Origin of the sequence: Crocinitomix catalasitica ATCC 23190, assembly GCF_000621625.1 — a bacterium.
GTDB classification, from domain to species: Bacteria; Bacteroidota; Bacteroidia; order Flavobacteriales_D; family Crocinitomicaceae; genus Crocinitomix; species Crocinitomix catalasitica.
In genome coordinates this window covers 1-19,551 of sequence record NZ_JHXV01000045.1, presented here as the reverse complement: position 1 = coordinate 19,551, position 19,551 = coordinate 1, and the positions used below count along the sequence as shown (strand labels likewise).

15 protein-coding genes are annotated in these 19,551 nt (G+C 29.3%); 3 read left to right on the top strand and 12 right to left on the bottom strand.

Going from position 1 to position 19,551, the window contains the following annotated elements; genetic code table 11:
- Positions 1 to 491: 491 nt before the first annotated feature.
- Entirely contained in the window at positions 492 to 1,229 is a 738-nt protein-coding gene (locus tag T367_RS0117900; RefSeq protein ID WP_157454299.1) for an AbiV family abortive infection protein, read from the top strand.
- A 214-nt stretch (positions 1,230 to 1,443) separates the two neighbouring features.
- Here the strand turns inward: T367_RS0117900 and T367_RS0117895 are convergent, their stop codons facing one another.
- From T367_RS0117895 to T367_RS0117845, 10 genes are all read right to left on the bottom strand, one after another.
- Positions 1,444 to 2,166 (bottom strand): phospholipase D family protein, encoded by a 723-nt coding sequence (locus T367_RS0117895; RefSeq protein WP_027421081.1) that lies wholly within the window; start codon positions 2,164 to 2,166, stop codon positions 1,444 to 1,446.
- 18 nt (positions 2,167 to 2,184) lie between these two features.
- Complete coding sequence (locus T367_RS22980) at positions 2,185 to 5,343, bottom strand: AAA family ATPase (protein ID WP_035845621.1); 3,159 nt, start codon at positions 5,341 to 5,343, stop codon at positions 2,185 to 2,187.
- A complete protein-coding gene (locus T367_RS0117885; RefSeq protein WP_027421080.1) occupies positions 5,336 to 5,881 on the bottom strand; it encodes an ABC-three component system middle component 1 in 546 nt (181 codons plus the stop codon). Before T367_RS0117885 ends, T367_RS22980 begins: the two co-directional genes overlap by 8 nt.
- On the bottom strand, positions 5,868 to 7,145 hold the full coding sequence (locus tag T367_RS0117880) for a S1 family peptidase (RefSeq protein WP_027421079.1): 1,278 nt from the start codon (positions 7,143 to 7,145) through the stop codon (positions 5,868 to 5,870). Before T367_RS0117880 ends, T367_RS0117885 begins: the two co-directional genes overlap by 14 nt.
- Entirely contained in the window at positions 7,142 to 8,359 is a 1,218-nt protein-coding gene (locus T367_RS0117875) for a ComEC/Rec2 family competence protein (RefSeq protein WP_027421078.1), read from the bottom strand. Before T367_RS0117875 ends, T367_RS0117880 begins: the two co-directional genes overlap by 4 nt.
- Before the next feature lie 94 nt (positions 8,360 to 8,453).
- Positions 8,454 to 12,221, bottom strand: coding sequence for an SIR2 family protein (locus tag T367_RS0117870; RefSeq protein ID WP_027421077.1), 3,768 nt, complete (start codon positions 12,219 to 12,221; stop codon positions 8,454 to 8,456).
- Between the two features lie 219 nt (positions 12,222 to 12,440).
- Entirely contained in the window at positions 12,441 to 12,875 is a 435-nt protein-coding gene (locus tag T367_RS0117865) for a hypothetical protein (RefSeq protein ID WP_157454298.1), read from the bottom strand.
- Between the two features lie 1,451 nt (positions 12,876 to 14,326).
- A complete protein-coding gene (locus T367_RS24270; protein WP_051568658.1) occupies positions 14,327 to 16,720 on the bottom strand; it encodes a primase-helicase family protein in 2,394 nt (797 codons plus the stop codon).
- 102 nt (positions 16,721 to 16,822) lie between these two features.
- Complete coding sequence (locus T367_RS0117850) at positions 16,823 to 17,083, bottom strand: hypothetical protein (protein WP_027421074.1); 261 nt, start codon at positions 17,081 to 17,083, stop codon at positions 16,823 to 16,825.
- A 52-nt stretch (positions 17,084 to 17,135) separates the two neighbouring features.
- Positions 17,136 to 17,354, bottom strand: coding sequence for a helix-turn-helix transcriptional regulator (locus tag T367_RS0117845; protein ID WP_027421073.1), 219 nt, complete (start codon positions 17,352 to 17,354; stop codon positions 17,136 to 17,138).
- Between the two features lie 142 nt (positions 17,355 to 17,496).
- Between T367_RS0117845 and T367_RS0117840 the strand changes: the two genes are divergently transcribed.
- On the top strand, positions 17,497 to 17,886 hold the full coding sequence (locus T367_RS0117840) for a hypothetical protein (RefSeq protein ID WP_027421072.1): 390 nt from the start codon (positions 17,497 to 17,499) through the stop codon (positions 17,884 to 17,886).
- Here the strand turns inward: T367_RS0117840 and T367_RS0117835 are convergent.
- Positions 17,873 to 18,268: a helix-turn-helix domain-containing protein gene (locus tag T367_RS0117835; protein ID WP_027421071.1), complete on the bottom strand. Its 396-nt coding sequence runs from the start codon at positions 18,266 to 18,268 to the stop codon at positions 17,873 to 17,875. The two genes, T367_RS0117840 and T367_RS0117835, sit on opposite strands and share 14 nt — an antisense overlap.
- Before the next feature lie 66 nt (positions 18,269 to 18,334).
- Positions 18,335 to 19,195: a tyrosine-type recombinase/integrase gene (locus T367_RS0117830; protein WP_027421070.1), complete on the bottom strand. Its 861-nt coding sequence runs from the start codon at positions 19,193 to 19,195 to the stop codon at positions 18,335 to 18,337.
- A 100-nt stretch (positions 19,196 to 19,295) separates the two neighbouring features.
- Between T367_RS0117830 and T367_RS0117825 the strand changes: the two genes are divergently transcribed.
- Positions 19,296 to 19,551 (top strand): ISAon1 family transposase N-terminal region protein (locus T367_RS0117825; RefSeq protein ID WP_027421069.1); only part of this gene is annotated, 256 nt, incomplete at its 3' end.

The following is a 19,551-nucleotide window of genomic DNA, read 5'->3' as shown; positions in this document are numbered from 1 at the left end:
TGGCGTTGGTGAGTAAAAGCGGGCTATTGGTTGTAGGCCCTGCCAGGCAGCCTTTTTTGCTTCCTTTTTTTGCTGTAAAAAAAGGAAGAAGAGGTTAAATAAAATTTAAAAGCAAATCGGGTAACCAAAAAAGTTAAAATAAAATTTTGATGATTCAAAAGTGTGACTCTAATCATATTAAGATTAACTCAAGTATTTAACTCGTCCCCAAGAATTAGTCTTGATCCCAAAAAAAAGCCCGACTCCGTTTGAAAACCGACGAAGTTTGAGAAAATTCAAACTTCGTCGGTTAAAAAAATTCAAACTTCGTCGGTTGAGAGCGGTCATTGATTCCCGAATCCTTTCGTAATTCCTCCAGGAAATTTAACTGCAAAAAAAAAGCCCGACTCCGTTTGAAAAAATTCAAACGGAGTCGGGCGAAGGCGGTCCGGACGAGAGTTGTTAATATTGAAATTAAAACATTGATTTTAAGTAGTGTAAATTTTATTATTTTGTCAACAACTAATTTGGGTATCACATTTTTTTTATATTTAAAATTGATAGTCCATATAGAATATAAATTATTAGGACAATATTTATTAGCGATGGATAAAAAAATAGAATTCAAAAAAGGCGCATTAAATGCAAATAAATCGAATAAATTGAAATTAGCTATGTCTGCTTTAAATAATTCTGGAGATCTATTAGAGTCATCAACCATATTGTATTCTAATCAAAAATATGGGACTTCTATGTCATTGTCAATACTAGCCATGGAAGAGTGTTCCAAAGCAATTATTCTGTTGTTGGAAAGTAAAGGTTTTCAATTTTTTAATAAGTTTCCATTTTACAAATCCTGTATTTATAGTCATGAGAGTAAGTTAAAACATGTTTCTGTTTTAAATTCTTTTTTTACTTCTTTGGTAGTTCTGTTGCAGACTAGGGACCGTCATGAAGAAAACCTTGATTTACATTTAAATATACTTGAGAAATTTCAAGATTTTGATTTTATGAAGCAACGAGGTTTCTATGTTGGGTTTATCAACAGGGGAATTTCCGAACCTAGATCAATAAATAAAGAAAATGCGGATTCTGTGCGTAGTGAATTATATATATGTATTGCATATGCAAAAATGCTTTTTGAATATGCTGAAGGTGATGATGAGTCTAGTAACCCCTATTACGAAAGGATATATGATTATCTAACTTCTGAAAACATATTGAAATTCGTCAATACTAATCCTGAATAGCTAAAACTAATGAAGAAAACAAAAAATTCAAAATCGTATAGAATTTGTCTCAAAAAGATCATAGGCTTTATAGGATCATAAGCAGTTGCGATAGTTGTAGATTGACTATTATAATTAACTTATGCTTATTCTATTTATGGTTTTTTCGTGAGGGTAGTATTTTACACAGGTTTTATGTTCCTGTCTAGGGTCTACTTTTTGATTGTAAATATTTTTATACATTTATATCGGCAATTACCTCCTCTGGCCAAATAACAAACTTGCCATATTGTCCTTCTTTTTCAGAAGCCCCCAACTCTTTACCTTTTATTGTTGCAAACCAATCATTTTCTTTTTTGTACATCAATTTGTTATCCACAAACCAGGCGTTAACTTTTCTACTGCTTAACCCTGTAGTTTGAGAAATCTCTTTTGTTGTCAATAGTTTAGAATTAGTAGATTTTTTTGTTTGGATTGATAGTTCTTTTATTTCTGATTTTAATTCTTCTTTTATAGATGTGAATTCAAATCGTTCACTAGTCTCATCAATAAAATCAATCTCTTTCAAAGCGTCTTCAAATAATTCTATGTCGGATTCGTCATTTAAGTCTATTAAAACTCCCATTTCTTTATTGTTATTCATTGAGAATTCATAAAGATTTAAGGATGTAATTATCATCTTTTTGTCATTCAAGTAGCATTTTGCGTGTAAGTCTTGGTTGTACTTTAGAATCACAAATCTCAACCCCTGTAAGAATTTCATTTCATTTGGATTAAGCTCTTGTTTTCCGAAAATTACAGTAGTTATCTTGTCTTTACGATTTCTGTATGTAAGTAATTCTTTAAAATCCTTCGATAATTTAAGGTAAGGAGATATCAAAATTAGTTTTTGGTCAGCATCTCGGATTAAATCTTCTATTTCAGATACAGCCTTTCTTGTGTTTAAAAATGTAGCCATTTATTTATTTTAAAATATTTATTTTAATTTCCCCTCAGACTCAAACTCAAAATATTTTGTATTACAATATTCTTCAGGTAGTTTATTCTGTAGTAACCTAAAGAATTTTTCATCATGTGTTGAAATGACTATTTGCTTATCGTGAGTTGAAATAAGAGTTCTTAACAAATCAATAAATGATAAAACATTAATGTCACTTAAGTTTTGAATTGGATCATCCATAAAAATGGTTTCAATTGTCTTGTTGCCGTATTCAAATGCTTTAGCCAAAAAGATACTTAAAGACAAAACATTAACTTGTCCAGCACTTAAAAATAAAACAGGATTAACTCCTTCGTCATCATTTTCAGTTCCAGTCTTTATTAAAAGCCTAGGCTCTCCTTTGTCATTAAAATCTGTGGTGAATTCAATTTTAGTTAATTTCGGATGTGGCTCTATTCGTCTGTAAACTTCATTAATAACTTCTTTATTAAAATAGTTGTTAATTCCTGTTGCCACATAATTCATGCATTCCTTTCTAGTAGCATCAATTTTATTATATGAATTTTGTAATCTAGGAAGAAGTGTTTCTAACCTTTTAATCTCTTTCTCTAGTTCATTACTCTTAATGTTCTCTTTTATTAACTCTAGATCAATACTGAATTTGTTTAAATCACTTTTTATAATTAATAAATCATCCAAATTATTTTGATTTTCTAATTGATGAACATTAATAGCCTCCTCTGTAATTTCTTTACTTGTTATGTGTTTTCTGAATTTACTTTCAAATTCATCAATATTTTCTTTACACTTTTTTATAAGACTCTCAGTGTCATTAATAATTCCTTCAATATTTGATTCGTCTATTTGTAGCTTATCTTCTTTAATATTTTTCTCAATTGAATTTAATTCTTTTGAAATCAAGCTGAAACTCTCCGATTTATCTGATAATTCTTTTGTATCTAATTTTAGCTTATTTTCTATTATAGATTTTTCTAATTGTGAATCGCTTATGTTAAGTTCGTCTGCAATTTTTATTATCTTTTGATATCTCTCTTGGTTTTGAATGGATTCAATACTATTTTTGTTTTTACTAAGTATAGATTCATTTATAAGAAGAGTAGTTTCTTTTTTTAATAGTACGTCCTCTTTTGTCTTAATTATTTTTTTAAATCGACTCTCTTTTTCCTTTAGTTTAAGAATATCTTGGTGTATATTCTTTTTTAATGTATCTACATTTATTTTATTTATAACAATTGTTTCATTGAAAGTATCTCTAAAGAAATCTGTACAGTTTTTTAACTCGTACTCTAAAATCTTAGTCGTATTATTAATATCATTGATCTTGTTAACAAGTATGTTTTTTTCATTTTGAGTTAAGTCTATTTTTTTAGATATTCCTTCTATATTTAAGGAAATAATATTTTTTAACTTATCAATTAAAGTGGTTTTTGATTTTTGAATTTCAGAAATTTTATTGATTAACTCAGAAATTTCATTTTCTTGTTCATTAAGCTTTAAAGTGTCTTTTTTATCTAATTTCACCTTATCAATTAAGTCCTCAAATGATTTAAAGGTTGTTTTACATAATGGGCAGTCTGAAGAATTTGTTTTAGTAATATAATCTTCTCCGAAAAGAATTAATCTATCTAAATTTTCATTAAGCGTACCAGATTTATCCAATTCTTTCTGTTTAAGTTCTACTTTAACCTTTAACAAATCGATTTGTTCAATGTTGTCTTTTAAATTATTGCATAATGCTATGTAATTTTCATTCTCTAAGAGAATTGTATTTGGGTAAACTTCATCTTCAATAATTCTATTAAATTCTTGATTCTTTTTTTGAAGCTTTTCTATTTCTATTTCTTTTTTACTGATTTTTTCTTTTAAGACAGTAACTTCTTTTTCTTGCCCTTTTAACTTATTATTTATTGTTGTAAACTCTTCATACTGTTGGTCAATACTTAACTCCTTTTTTTCTGTTTCTAAACGAGTTAAACTACATTTCTTTTCATGTTGTTTGAAGTTAGAAATAGATTCTTTTATTATTTGAATATGATCTAATATTCTTGTGTTTTGTTTTATTGAAGACTGGTTTACAATATTAAAATCTTCAATTTTTTTTATGTCGGATTTAAAACCTACAATATTGGAGTCAATATATTTATACTTCTCTATGCTTAGTTTTAGTTTTTCTATATCATTAGATATAGATTTTGCAATTTCATTGGATTTCTTTAGATTCAAAAAAGAAGATTTTCTATTTTGGAGTTCAATTAATTCTTTTTTTAAGTTAGTACTTTTTTCACTATCAAAAACATAATTAACTAATGTATCTTTAAGCTTAGTCAGTTCACTTTTTATTAATTCTCCTTGTTCTATTTTTAAAGAAATGCCTTTAATGTTTCTTAAATTTTCGTCATAGATAATGTCGTAATTTTCCTGAGTAATATTTCCGTCAATTTTATCTATTGAGTTATTACGCTCATACGTTTTTTGCTCTTTTATCTTTTTTAACCAAGCGTTTATTTGCTCAATATTCTTATCATTATTAGCTAATTTTACTAAATCGCTTTTAAACTCTTCAATTTTTTTTACTGTGTGGTCAAGGTTGTTTGAAACAACTTTACGCAAATCAGAAATTTGTTTCAATCTCTTTGTTGCATTTTCACTTTCGGGCCAGAAATCTTTTAATGCATCAAATTTTTGTTCAGGAGTTTTAAACCTTAAAAAAGCATCTATTTGATCCTGTGTTAAAATATTTGTTTCAGGTATTTGATTTAATTCATTTTCTATGGGTCTTATGGAGCCTTTTGTCGTATCTCCCTGTCGATAATCATTGAAAAAAGCTGTTCCATTTTTTCTTCGTTTTTTGACATTTTTTTCAAGAAAAGAATCGTTATTTGTTAGTATTTTAACTTTTCCTTGTATGCCATTTCTATAACTATTTGTATTAGTTAATAAGATTGTATTTTCTTGCTCATCATTAATCGCCTTTTTAATGAAATCATTTTGAAAACGCTTTATTTGATCACTAAAACTCCATTCGATAGCATCAAAAAAAGAAGTTTTTCCATAGCCGTTTGGAGCATATAAGGCAACCAAATTTGGAATGCCATTGTCTCCTTCAAAATTAAAATCTACTTTGCCTTCATAAATTCTAAAATCAGATATTTCTATTTTTTTTATTTTACTCATTACCTAAAGAATTTAAAATTAGTTCAAGAGAATCATCAAGGTTACTATTTCCTATTTTATCAATCAGTGCAAGTAGAGAAGAATGTTCTTTGTTTAATTTTTCGTCTACGGTATCCGTATCAATTTTTCTCGTTTCAATTTTAAATTCAAACAACTCTAGATTTATGAGAGATTTAATTTGCTCATCTAGAAGTGATTTTTTTAAATTATCAAGAATTATTTTTCTTGTAGAGAATTTATCTTGTTCTATCTTTTGTTTCGTATTATCCTCAACTTTTTCTTGTATAAAAAAGAACTGATAAATATTCCATCTTTCAATATCCTTCTCTAAAATCTGACTTTGAAAATATATAGCAATGTAATCTCTGAGTTCCTCATGGATTTTAAGTAATTCATCTTGATTTTTCAACTGAATGGAAAACATATAGAGGCTATAATTATCTTCTTTGTATTCCCAACAAGTTAAGTTTTCAAAAGATATTGTTTCATCTTTTTTTTTCAGAGATTGTATGATATGTTTAGCTTTATTTAATGGCATCTTCAAATATTTTCTTTAAATTATCACTTACTTGTCCTATTGGGTTACTGCTCTTTACTTCTCTATTCAATTGACTTAAACTTAATCTTCCTATTTTATAATTTTGAATACTTGGACCTGATCCTGTTGGATTACTAATATCTTCTTTAATATTGTTAGTGTTACCAAAATCAACAACATTTGAATTAAAAATATTACAAACATTTTTAGAAAGTCCTCCTTTTTTCTTTTCGTGAATTAATTTGCTTGCTATTTTTAAATAGCTCTCTTCTTCAGTAAAATAAAAATTCAGATAAATTTTCACATTAACGTTTCGAGTAGTATTTATTAATCCAAATTTTTTGTAAAGTTCATTTGATGTAATATGAATACTTATATTATTGGGGTCTTTATAATCCCCTTTAAGTATCTCAACATAAGTTAAAAGCTGAATCCAGCCAGTCCATAATTTAGAATCGATATCCTTTGATTTTCGTAAAATCTTTATTAAATCACTTATGTTCTGAGGATTTTTAGGGTAAAATAATCCCCCTTTATTTGAATCTAAAATTTTACCTGGGGATAAGATTTTAATTGGGACTTGAGATTCCACCTCACATTTACTTTGTATTTGTTCAAAACCTAAAAAAGTTTTATCATTATAAACCTCAAATGATTGAAGTTGGTCTGGCTTAACTACTATCTTGTTTTTTTCCAAAAAACTTAAAGCCTTTTTTATGCTTATAGCTGCTAAATGTTGCTCGTCTCTGTATTTCAAGATACCTAGTACTTGTCCAAAATCATTTATAATGGGAGATCCTGAAAATGCTTTGTAGTTTTCACTTCTGGAATAGGTTGGAATAGATAATATAATATCATGAATGCTCTCTGTATTGTCAATTATGTACCTATCAATACTACCTTTTAGTTCTTTTCCAATTTTTTGACCCTCAGCTGTATTAGGGTAGCCAAATATTTTTATATTCTCTTCACTGATTATTTCAGAGTCACATAAATTTAATATGTTTTTATTTTCAAAATCATCTACCACTTCTAGCAATGCAAAATCACAAATCTTGCATTGATCGACTACTGTTACATTTAAAGTATTTCCTTTATCTATAAGTCCAATTTTGCTAATTTTAATTTTGAATACTTGATCAGGAATCACATGGCTGCAAGTCAAAACTTGTCTTTCATTAATAAAAAAACCAGTGCCTTTTTCTTCATCACCATTCTCTTTTTCAATTATAACCTTACAGGTTGAAGCTTCTATATTACTCATATTACTGTTTCTTCTTGTACTATAATTTCATAGTTAAATTCAGTTTTTAGGTTTCTATCATTAAAACCATTTAAATGGAATAATTCATAATTAAAAATTAAATTTCTATTAAATACTCCTTCAGGTAAGCTTCTATTAATTATGCAAGAGATAGTCTCTACATCTGGATGTTTATGTTTCGGGTGTTTTCCATTAGTTGAAAATAAAAAATGATTAGAATCTATTACTTTAAATAATTCAGGACTATTATTTCTAAAACTTCCGTGATGTGCTATTTTAATTGCGTCAAAAAATATTGGGTATTTAGATTCATCAGTATATTTCTTTTTTAATTCTTCAATAATATCTTCAGCAAAAGCGTCTGATAAGAAAAGTACTTTTTTATTTTCTGTTTCTAAAATGAAAGAAATAGAACTCCCATTTCCAATAGAGTCATCTTTGATATAGTTTTCTCCATTAGTAAATAGCTTTATGGTTCTGATGTTTATAGCTTTTTCAGAAGAGGAAATATTACCTTCTTCCTCATTTTTATCATTATTCTCAAGGTTGTATAATTCAAAAGCATCATCAAAAACACTTTCTGTATTTGGATTTAGTCCCATCTTTGAAAGTTTTGAATGAAACTCACTTTCAAGATTTTGTAACCTTTTTTTATTGGGGGATAACAAATGTAATTTTACATTATCAGTAATATTAACTTCTTGTAAGTTCTCTATACAAATAGCTTCTTCACCAGTATCTATATTCCAAGGATATTTATTTTCTAGGATATTTGCGCCTAGCGCAGTTGCTTGTTTCGCTCCAATATCTCCTTCAATAAGTTCTGAATTAGATTTAGAAGTTGCTTCAGAAATGTAACTTTTAACTTTTTCTGTTTCTTCTGAACTTAATTCTTCTGTATTTCTTTTTGAAAATTGTAAATGTTTAAACGTATTTAACCATACTTGTTCAATTTTCGCAATCTTTTCATCTTTAAACCTACCATTATCTTCTAAAAATTTAGAAGCACTTTGAATGTGATCTTTATCATAATGAGTAATTATAAATCTATGAATGGTTTGATCTTTAAGTAATCTTTTTAAGTTAGGTAGAATATTGTTTTTATAATTTAAACCACAATCTATCATTAAATTAACAGTTGCACCTCCTTCTTTTTCAACTTGGACTAAAAGGCTATCACCATAACCAGCTTGAAACATATTTATTTTAAACATAATGAGATTTTTTTTTCCTGATAAAGAATCGTTTGAGAATTGTAATTTGGTAAAAATACAGGTAGTTACATACAACACTTTTCATTAATTTCATTTATTTGTTAATTCCAAATTTAATATTATTAAACCGTGTTTTTCTTTCATTTTTTTGCCAGTGTTTAATTATTGAATCTTTCACATTCCAAGAATTAAGTACGTTAGCAATATCAATTAACTGTTTATAAATAAACGGTTTTTCAAATTCATCTAATTCAAATTGAGTATATTTTGCTAGTATTTTCAAGATGATATGTGAATGAATTTTAAAATTATCGGATAAACTTTCACTATTAATCCATGTAGCTAAGTAATTTAATGATTCCTCTAAGCATGGTTTCGATTGAAGTAGTACCTTATTTAAGAATGTTAATATTTCTTGTTCGTATCCTTCAATTGTCTTTTCTTCATAGATTAATATTGACAATTCACTAAGAGTCCAAAGAACGACTTTACTATCCGTTGAAACTAAGCCATCAAGAAGTGAATTATACCCTCTTTGTTTATAGTACAGTTCCTTTGCCTTTGTAAATACTTCATGATATTCTTTTTTGTGTTCAAGTTTTGATTTTTCACGGTAAAAGAAAGACAACATTTCATATAGAATAGAGGAAAAATTGTGTTGATCCCTTTTTTTGAGCCAGTCTTCTATTTTTTTGAATTCCGAAATTACTTTTTTTAATATCAGTATTGCCTCGGTTTTTGTCCATTCAATGTACCTAGAATTATTCAGGTTAGTAAGTGTTGATATTTCAATGAAATTTTCGGACATTGATAGACCTTGATCTGTAAAGCCGGCATCGAAAAGCTTTTTATTCTTAATAATTGCAGATTTTAATTGATTAATTATTTTCTTGTCACTGTCAGAAAAATAAGTAAGAACCTTCCACACGCGTTCATTTTCAATATAATCAAATTTGATATTTGTAAGTTTTTTGAAAATAAGACTCTTTTGGAAGTCTGTTAAGATTGAATAGATATTTCCGATTAAAAATATTGCGTTTTCACTTTCATGAATCATTCCAATTATTGAATCAATTGATCTCGTCAATTCCTCTGATTGATTAGTATTACCAAATTTCTTGAGGTGTGTATTTTTTGCTAGATGGTATAAAAGTTCAATAGAATAATCAGATTCAGGACCTGCGAGAATTAACCTAATAAATTCTGCAATTATTCTTGGATCTTGAATATACTGAACGGAAGCGCTTGTGAATACACGCTCAGCATTCCATCTAACTTCTAGGCAGTTTTTTCTGAAAGGTTCTAACTTCCATATTTCATGAAATTCCTGTTGCCAAATTTTTGGTTTAGTTGCAATTATTAGTTCTGAAGAGAAATATAGAATACTTCTCTTAAAGTGAATTGGAGTGTTTTCATTGAGATAAGACTTTAATAAGGTTCTTAAGATTTCACCTAAACAACTTTGTAAACGCTCGGAATAAGCATAATCTTGACCTAATCTCCTAAGAAATTTTTCATCAGAAAACTGGAGTGAATAAAAAATTGTTGGGTATGGAAAGTATTCAAATATTTCCTTAAACAATGGATAGCAAACTTTGGAATTTCTCCATGTGATTCTTTGTAATGCAATTGGAAACCCTGATTCAATCATTTGTTGAATGAATTGTAATCCTTTTTGGACTCTAGTAAAATCATTTGAAACTGTAAAATCATTTGAAATACTAAATCTATCTTCTCCATATCTTTTAAAATCATTGATCTTCTTGTTCGACTCTTCGATAAGATAATCCACATTTTCAGAAATAGATTTTAATCCTAGATGCTTATATCTGCTAATTACTTCATTCAAATCTTCGTCAAATCCAAATTCAGCACTCTGCCTTACATAGCGATGCATTTCAAGCATGTAGAGCTCTTCATTACAAGAGTTTGAAGGGCTGCCTAATTGGGCTGATATAAATATATGGGCGACTTTACTGTCAAATAATGCTAAAAGTCCGGTCTTCCTCGTTACCCAATCTGATTTTGGGGTCCAAGATTTTGTTTTAGCTTCCACGGCTTTAAAGTCTAAACCGAAAGCACTAATTAGAATGGATTCATATATTATGTTATCCGTTTTCTTAGAAAGTTTGGATTCAATATCCTCAAAGGATTTAACATCATATCTTAAAACACTATCTCTGAGCATAAGCATTGAGAATTCATGCTGGATATTTTTAGAACTCTCATGGACAGAGGCCTTAACTTTTTTTAATTCAGCGTTGTTCCAAACGAAATCAATAGGTGTTAAATAGGAATCTTTTATAGCTAAAATAACCAATTGTAATAAGGCGTTTCTATGCTTGTTTGGGACTTCTTCAATAAGTGCCATAGAGTTGAAAAGCAGATTTTGTTTACGCCATGAATATGCAAAGTTCAAAGATGGTAATCGATTGATTTTTTTTAGTTCTGAGATTTTCTTTGAAGATTCATCAATTTTATCAAAATCTACTTTTTTTGGTTGAAATGAATTTATGTAATCCCAACTCCTTTTATATTTGTTAAGTTGAAGTATTTCTAATGTTGCCTTTGATGTGTTGATTTGGTTTCTACCTTTTAGATATTTGAAAAATAGCTCTATAACAGGTTTGTTAGTCCTGTTTTTTAATGTTAGTCCTGTTTGATTTTCTAAAAAATCAACGACTTCATCTCTCATTATGAAAATGGGATGGACTTTATGATTTTCAAAGAAAAGTTTTTTGTTAGCATTAATTGGAGTGGGATCGATACTTATAAGATAGATTTTATAATCACTCCTATTTTCTCCTCTTTCTAGTATTTCTCGCACCCATTTAATCCATTCAAGAAAATTTGTGTCATCACCTGAAAAACCAATTAGGCAATAAGACTCTTGGAGCAGAGAGATTCTCATTAATTGAGTAAAAGCTTCATGCTTTGAAGGATAGGACTCATAATCCTCACGAGCAATTACATATTGCTTTTGGATATCCCCGTCAAACCCATAACGTACCCCTTTCTTTCTTAAACTTCCGTGAAGCTTAATTATATTTTTATTTCGCTTTATACTTAGTTGTTCGGAACTGGTAACTAAAGAAATACATTCGTTTTGAGCCTTTCTGAGTTGCAAAAGCTCTCTTTCTTTATCAATTATTCGCCTTTCAATTCCTTTAAGGTCCCACTGTCCATTTTGAATTGGACGGCTGTTTTGATTCGTTGTTTCATTTTTTTTAGTATCCAAAGTGCTTAATTCATCAATTAAACAGGATTGTTCATTTAGAAGATGATTTATTTCTTTATTTATTGTATCGATTTCTGTAGTGATATTGTCAGCAGTAGCAGAGTCATTTGAGAACTCTAATAGTTCATCATAATTTGTTGTATAAATGTTATTCCAAGGAAGTTCTAAAAGGAGTTTATGCTGTGAAAGCATTTCTTCTTTAATCTTTATTTTGTTTTGATTTTTGCCAATTTGATTTTCCAAGTAGTAATTTTTTTCCTTACTGGTGATTTTTGGCGTTTTTTCTTCGATATAGCAAGTAATAGCTTCCCGATATCCTTTTCTTTTAATGTATTGTGATACAATATCCAAATAGCCGACTTTTGAAATGTAATAATTGATTTTACTTTTAATGAATTCATCTTTGGATCCATCAATTTTAAATTTCTTATTGATAGCATTGGAGTAAGCCTCTTCTATTTCAATTTGAAATAGGAAATATGTCATATCAAATAGGAGTTGCCACCATGAAGGAAAGATATCACTTACATTCTTACTAAAACCAGCACCAATCAACACTGACATCTTTTGATTATTCAGTTTTTCTTTAAGAAGTTTTAGTTGTTGAATATTTTCATTTGTCATTTTGCGGCTTAATTTTAAGTAAATGTAAACAAAGTCTAATGTTTAGTATGTGGCAAGCGGTGCTCTAGAAAGCGATAAGCTTAAAAGTTTTTGCTGCGCCAAATCAAAGGTTTAGCGGTTTTGGTATATAGCACTGCACTTTAGCAAACCACAAATGTCCTAATTGCTATATTACTTATTGTAGAGTTTTTTTTAAACGCCTCAATTGGAGGGCTGTATTTACCCCAGTCTGACACTTACCTCCTTGTAAATTGAACCTTGATACTTTATTTGAACTTTAAAAGTAATGTCAGGCCATCCAGTTTTAGTATGCGTTGTGAAACTAATACTTGAACTTTCTACAACTGTTCTATTTTGCTTTATGGAATAATTACAATCTGATAATTTTATCCAATCACAGACAACAGGTTTGCTGTTTTTATCCAATATCTTAATCACTACAGAAAAATTAGAATATTTTTTTGCTCCTCTTAGATCCCTTGTTTCTTTCCATTTTCTATGATTTCCTTTTGATGAAATTGTGGTTGGTCCCGAGGTTATAGGCTCAGATTCATAAATGGAAAACTCGAGGTCTTCCATTTCTGGAGTTGATTGCGAGTTGATTCTTTCAATTTCTTCAATTCTTTCGATTAAATTCTCTAATTGTTCTTTCATAATTATTGGTTTTAATTGCTCGTAACATCTTAATATCATACATAAGTTTGCAATTCCTATTATATCCATCTATTAAATTACCAAATTGTGAACAATTGTAATGCTATTTTGATAATGCTTATAGTTTATATTAAATAAGGAATTTTAAGCTGTTTTATCCAAATATAAGTTTTCATTTTAATTTCACCTAATGCCTTGGTTATTAATAGGGAAAACCCCTGAAAGTTGGTAGGGGTTTTTCCTGTTTTTGGGATGTTTAAATTTATGGAATAGAAAGCAAAGGATATTATTATGCGATTAAAATTATAATCGAATGAATTCAACTTCTTGTGTGATGTTAACTATGAATTATTAGTTTGAAAAATGGATTAAGCGACACTTACAAAAGCAAAAAACCCAGGAAATTGATACTTCCCGGGGTTTTCTATGCTCACAGCCATATGAGCTTTTTCTTTTTGTGTTTTGAGTATTCATACTCAAGTCACTCATTTCGTGTGCAAATATACATGTTTATGGATTGGTATTGGCATTTGAAAAGATTTTAATTTCGAATTCTATATTGAATCCTAAAGATTTTATCCGTTTACCTCTAAAACTTATGTTTTTAGAATTGGCTTTAACTGAGTTTTTAATACGGTTTAAAGTGTTTAGAACTGTAATTACGGATTTTCAGCTGATTACAATACTTAAAAATAAGTTTTCAAGCAATTTACCCCTAATACAGTTTGTTTCAATTTTGTAATTAACCCAGAAATTATTAGCGTTTCAAATGTTTTACAATTGTATTTACTGATTTCCATTTCTAATAAATTCGAAATCATAAGTTTTACGTAGTTTCCATCTGAAACGAAAGTTTTTACGATTGGATTCAAGCAGTGAATATATTGGTTTCAAATGGGGTTAACGATTTGAATTTCGAATACCTTAGTAATTAAAACGGTGCAATAGGTTTATACAGTATATTATTAATTTGAATATTCAATAAAATTGTGTAATTACTTAGTTTTCAAACTGTATACATCAGATATTGTTAATGTTCAATCAAAAAATGATGTTCAAGTTCTCGATTTAATTCGTTTAGCTGAGCAAGTGGCATATTTTCAATCTGTATATAATTAGAATTGTTAAGTTGCATTTCGGCTAAACGTGGTTTAATAATGTTTTCGAATTGTAAAAAATTGAGGTGACTGTAATCGAAATTACTGTTGGAACTGTTGGAAACGATTTCAATCCTTTGCTATTAAAGGATTAAAGCTCCAACTGGAGCTGTTGGAAATGTGTTGGATTTTATTAAAAACTGTTGGAAATGAGAATGTCATAAAACTTAAAAATTATTTTGTCCAACAGTTTCCAACAATTTCCAACAGAATATTAACGTGTTTGTTGGATGTGTATCCATTGATTTATCTATGTTTTTTAAGTTTTTCCAACAGTTCCAACAGTAAAAACAACTAATAGTCAAGAATACTTGTTTGTTTAGGTTGATGAACTATCTTTTGATTATTCTTATCCTCATTTTCAATAAAGTTTAAACGTAGAAAAGTATAATGTCTACCGCTTGATTTTTTTATTGTTTCCAACTCCCCATTATGATTGAATTTGTTAAAGGAGTACGAAGAATTAATAGCATTTAACTTCCAGTAATTTTCTATGGATTTTTTTAGATAGCTTTTTTGATTACCTGTAATGGCAAAATTATTAAAGAGGTCTGAGAGTGACATTTTTATTTCACTCGTTTTGGTTCTATCAAAAAGGTCGATCAAATCTTCTCGTAAGTTCTTTAAAATATTTGGTTCAGAATTGGCAACTACATTATTGAATGCTTCAGTTCTAAAGTCTTTAGGGTTGAAATATAATCGTTCACCAATGTCTTTATATTCTATTTCTCGGTTTTGAATAAAGTGAACGAAATATGGTATTTCATTTTCGATATTTTCATCAAAGTTTTTAAATGTTTCAGTAATTGATTTTACCTTTCTAATCCAAAGTCTAGAGTCATAATCATCAATACGAATAAAATCATCCTCATGGTTAGAGCAAAAAATGAAATGCACCATACACGGTATGGAGCGAGCCGTTTTGTTTTTTTCGTTCCGCATAATTTCTTTTGCAGTTGAAATCGCTTTAATTTTTTCGTACGCCTCTTTCTTTTCTAGCATGGTTTCTTCACTAGCCACAATTAATTTTGATGTCCATTGACTATTAAAATCACCCAGTAAATCGGAATTACTTATCAATGCCATGTTTTGTTTAAAGATCAATTTCATAAGGTAAACAAAAGTAGATTTTCCAGTTTTTTGCTCTTTTGAAACTAAGCATATAACAGGAAGCTTTTGGAGAGGCTGCCGATATAACAAACAGATATAATCAAGGATCATTGAATATTGCTCCGCGAAAATATGGGTAAGTAATTTTTTTATATGGGGAAATTCACCCGGCTTTTCGTTATGATCAACATTATAATAAAGATTCCAATACCCGCCGATTTCTCCTTTATAGTCAGTGTGACTCGCATGATTTGTAAAACCTTCGTATCTTTCAATATGTTCAATTACTTCTTTGCCGTGATCTTCTAAAATTGCGGTTTTTGTCCAAGGGTTTAAAACTGACTCGTAACGAACGTCGTCCTTTTTTCCAAATGGTACTGGTTCCTTTTGTAATTTGTAATAATCTGGCCCAATACGTTTATAATTTTTTACGTTAGCATCAATTTTTTTTATGGGTTCACCGTTTTCCACTCGGTATGTTGTACCGTAATAAATGAAATCCTGGTCTTTAATATTGTCCTGGTGAAAAGAGTAGAATTCATGCGGAGTTGTTAGTTTAAAGAATTTTCGCAATCGTTTAACACCTGTTTCTGTAGTAATATCCAACCATGTAATAAAAACACCTGGTTTATAACCAATGGTTGAAAAATCCTTTACTATTTCCTTTTTTTTCTTTTTGTACTCTATTAATAAATCATCTATTCCTTTGGGTTCATTATTTAATTCGTTGGTTTTTATTGTAGCAAAATAAATTTTCAGTTTTTTAGCAGGGAAAAAGTCTTGAACCAATCCTCTAATTGTCGCAGCGTTCTTATAAAATAGGTTTGGACGTTTTGTGAGGTCGTCACCGTTGACAAGAGCCTTACTGCTTATGTTGCGACAATCACCATCCCACAGGATAACTAATTTTTGTACTTTGCATTGCCTTATAAACTCGATAAATTCAGCATGAATTGCTCCAGTATTTCCTTCCTTAAAGTGGTTTATTGATGTAATACCAGCAGTTGATATTCCTGCCATTGAAGCTGAAAAACTCTTTATTTGACCTTCGGTTATTATTAATGTTTCAATTTCTTTTTCTTCTTCAAACGCTTCAATTAATGATTTGTGCCAAAAAGGGGCATTTATAGCTTCTGAAAAATCATATTTCGCAACGCATATATTTTCGTGTAGCGGGTGTAAGCGTTTTTGTACATGGTATTTTTCTCGGTTAGCACTGCTTTGGCTTTCTTTGTTTTTGGTCGTGTATGTATAAGGTTGGCGTTGTAGGTTGTACTGTAAAATTTCAATGTCGCCAAACTTATTTGTAAAAAACACTCGTTGCTTTACTCGCTCGTTTGATGCAAGGTTGACACCTCCAATTAATTCGATGGAATTTTGGTCGTCGCTAATGCCTAATTCTTTTAATCGGTCTAAAGCATAGCGTGTAAAATCAATTTTTTCAACCTCCCAATCTTTATAGGCATTGGGAATGACCTTTTTTATATCGTTTGTGTAAATTATTTGGCTGTCAGTATCAAATAAAAAGCCATTGCGATAAAGTTCAACGTATTTTTCTAGTCCGTCTTTTAGTTTCATGTATATTATGCATTATATGTTGAGTTATATATGTTAGCCAATGATGTTAATTGCGGTTAATGGGTAACAATTTCGATAGGGTTAAACTTTTTGTTCTATTTTTTAACTATTATAGAATTGATAGTCTTTAATAGCTTGCTCAACTACCTCTGAAAGGGCATGACGATTTGAATCAATGGCATACCGAAAAGGTGCAATTTCTAAATCGAAATTTTCTTCATGAACATTTGATTTAATAATTGTTTCGGCAATAGTTTCTAAATTGGATAATGCGTAGTATATGGCGTGATATACGTCTTTTTCTTGCAGGAGCTCTTTACTTGCTGCTTTGGATTCTGAGTAATATTTGCTAGATTTGTGCATCTTTGAGATTATTAAAAGATTCGTTATAAAAAATTTAAGGGTGACTGGCGGGTTACCCTTTGTTGTTTTCGGCAACTAGTGCTTTTTGTTTTTCACTTTGACGATTCATAAAGGCTTCCACGTCTTCTAAGTAATAAATTGTTCTTCCCCGGGGATAAGTAGCCCTGAAGCACGGTAATTCACCTTTTTTAGTAAGTCTTAGTATTGTACTTATTCCAATTCCTGTGATTTCGACAACTTCTTTTCTCGATAGTACTTTTTTATTTTTCATAGTTATTGATTATTTTAATAGATAATTAGTTTAAATTTGTTTGAAGTTTATTATTATTAATGATCAAATTTAAGCAAAAAGAATTAAATATAATCAATTTTGATTAAATATAATATTGTGAATATTAAGAAAAGTATTGTTTATGGTTGATTTTATGGGGTATTTGAGGGAAAGTTTAGGATCTTATTCGCGTTCAGAAATTGCGCGAAGAATGGGTACAACAAAGCAAAATGTGGACAGAATCTTAGATAAAGATGATATGAAGGTTTCTCAATATATTGAGTTTTGTAAAGAATTCGATTCGATTGCTCTTTACAGAATTATCACAGATGAATTAAAGTGGGATAACTTGCATTTAACCGATCAGGGAAATTTAGATATTTTAATATCGGATGTTACCAATGTATATGGATCAAAAGCAGAATTGTTATTAGGAATTCAGAAATTAGAATTTCTTGAAAAAAGGGTTCTAGAACTGGAAAGTACAGTAAAAGACAAAGAAGAAATTATTAGATTACTTAAAAAATCTTAGCATTTCTTTTTAAATCTATGTTTTTAAAATCAAAAAGTGTATTGTTGGTAATTTCGTCTGGCAAATCATTCATTAGATCTTCAATTTGAACATTAAAATATGTTGCTATGCTGGCCAATTTATCGACTGGTATCTGACCTGGTTCATCTAAATGTAAATTTAGCCATCTATCAAATGTCCTTTTGCTTACATCTAATGCTTCTGGCATATATTTTCTAAACAACTCATATTCATGAAAAGACCGGGTTTTAATTCGGTCTAAAATTGAGTATTTATAAACAATTTCGTATAACATGAGATATTTGCCAGCAACTTTTTGTACTTTTTTAATCCCACTAATATTATAAGGGTAGGTATGCTTTTTCTTAAAGTATTTGCTCATCTTTTTAGATCCAGTATAGTCATTCTGTACTATACTGCAGTAATTAAAAGCTAATATTAATTATTGCTAAAAATTCCAGTTCGCTATTGACAACGACTTATTTACTTCCTTTTCATCATGCTTTAAATACCCCATAGTTGTTTCAATCTTAGCATGTCCTGCTATTTTTTGAACATCCTGTATGGGAATGCCAGCTTCGTTTACTAGTATGGTTATACAAGTGTGTCTAGCGACATGGGATTGAAGAGGCAAAGCAGTTTCAGCAATTCGACCAATATCTTTTAATAATCGGTTGTAATTTTGATTCGTGTCATTGAAAAAATGAATCGTTCCAGCAGGTGCATTTCTGGCGTATTCATATATACTAAAATACTTTCTTATTATTTTCTCTGGCTTACTCACATTGTCTTCGCCGAGGAATATTTTAGATAGATTGTATTTTACTGGTCTTAAAGTTTTTTCTTGTACAAATTGAATGTGTATTTCATTCTCTTTTTCAATGAAATTCTCGAATGATAATTTTATTAAGTCTCCAAATCTTAAACCAGTGTAACACGAGAATAGAAACATATCTTTTACACGCTGCAATGCAGAATTATAATGAACGTCAGTTTTTTCAATCTGTTTTAATTCATTTAGTGATAATGATTTTTTTTTAGGAGCTGAATACTTAACTTTAAACCCTTTATTGAATGGTGATTCCTCAGTTTTCAGTAGTCCCCTTTTTATAGCTTCGTTAACGGCTTTTTTTAAATACTGAAAGTATTTGCTTCGCGTATTTTGAGATATGCCTAACTTACTAAGATAAACATTGAATTTTTCACAGAATTCTACATTTACTTGATTAAAAGGAAGTGTCCCGTTTGATCGAAACAATTTTAATTTGGTAAGTGTGGTATTGTAGTTTGTCTTAGTTCCCTTTTTCAAATTGTAGTTAGAAACTTTTATAATGGTGTTTTCGGATCAGTCACAAAAGTTGGGGAGGAATTTAGACTAAAATGATTTTCTTTGTAAAAAAGAATAAGTTTTGGAGGGATATTTAGACTTAATAAAAATGATTTTACCTGAGATTTTGGTAGCACATTTTGAGCTTACGGAATCAAAAAAAGTAGGAGAACGATTGAACCTTTATTTTGAGGAAAAGAATACTGTTCCCCAAGAATTTAATTCACGTCAATTAATTTCAAAAGGTTTTCATAAAACCATTACAGTTCAGGATTTTCCTTTAAAAGGTATGTTTGTTTTTTTTCATATTAAACGACGTAGATGGACAGATAAAGAAA

What these genes read in the sequence shown, in the direction of transcription:
- T367_RS0117845 (WP_027421073.1), bottom strand. Translation starts at nt 17,354, where the DNA reads ATGAAAAATAAAAAAGTACTATCGAGAAAAGAAGTTGTCGAAATCACA.
- T367_RS0117835 (WP_027421071.1), bottom strand. Translation starts at nt 18,268, where the DNA reads ATGAGCAAATACTTTAAGAAAAAGCATACCTACCCTTATAATATTAGT.
- T367_RS0117850 (WP_027421074.1), bottom strand. Translation starts at nt 17,083, where the DNA reads ATGCACAAATCTAGCAAATATTACTCAGAATCCAAAGCAGCAAGTAAA.
- T367_RS0117880 (WP_027421079.1), bottom strand. Translation starts at nt 7,145, where the DNA reads ATGAGTAATATAGAAGCTTCAACCTGTAAGGTTATAATTGAAAAAGAG.
- T367_RS22980 (WP_035845621.1), bottom strand. Translation starts at nt 5,343, where the DNA reads ATGAGTAAAATAAAAAAAATAGAAATATCTGATTTTAGAATTTATGAA.
- T367_RS0117895 (WP_027421081.1), bottom strand. Translation starts at nt 2,166, where the DNA reads ATGGCTACATTTTTAAACACAAGAAAGGCTGTATCTGAAATAGAAGAT.
- T367_RS0117870 (WP_027421077.1), bottom strand. Translation starts at nt 12,221, where the DNA reads ATGACAAATGAAAATATTCAACAACTAAAACTTCTTAAAGAAAAACTG.
- T367_RS0117840 (WP_027421072.1), top strand. Translation starts at nt 17,497, where the DNA reads ATGGTTGATTTTATGGGGTATTTGAGGGAAAGTTTAGGATCTTATTCG.
- T367_RS0117875 (WP_027421078.1), bottom strand. Translation starts at nt 8,359, where the DNA reads ATGTTTAAAATAAATATGTTTCAAGCTGGTTATGGTGATAGCCTTTTA.
- T367_RS24270 (WP_051568658.1), bottom strand. Translation starts at nt 16,720, where the DNA reads ATGAAACTAAAAGACGGACTAGAAAAATACGTTGAACTTTATCGCAAT.
- T367_RS0117885 (WP_027421080.1), bottom strand. Translation starts at nt 5,881, where the DNA reads ATGCCATTAAATAAAGCTAAACATATCATACAATCTCTGAAAAAAAAA.
- T367_RS0117865 (WP_157454298.1), bottom strand. Translation starts at nt 12,875, where the DNA reads ATGAAAGAACAATTAGAGAATTTAATCGAAAGAATTGAAGAAATTGAA.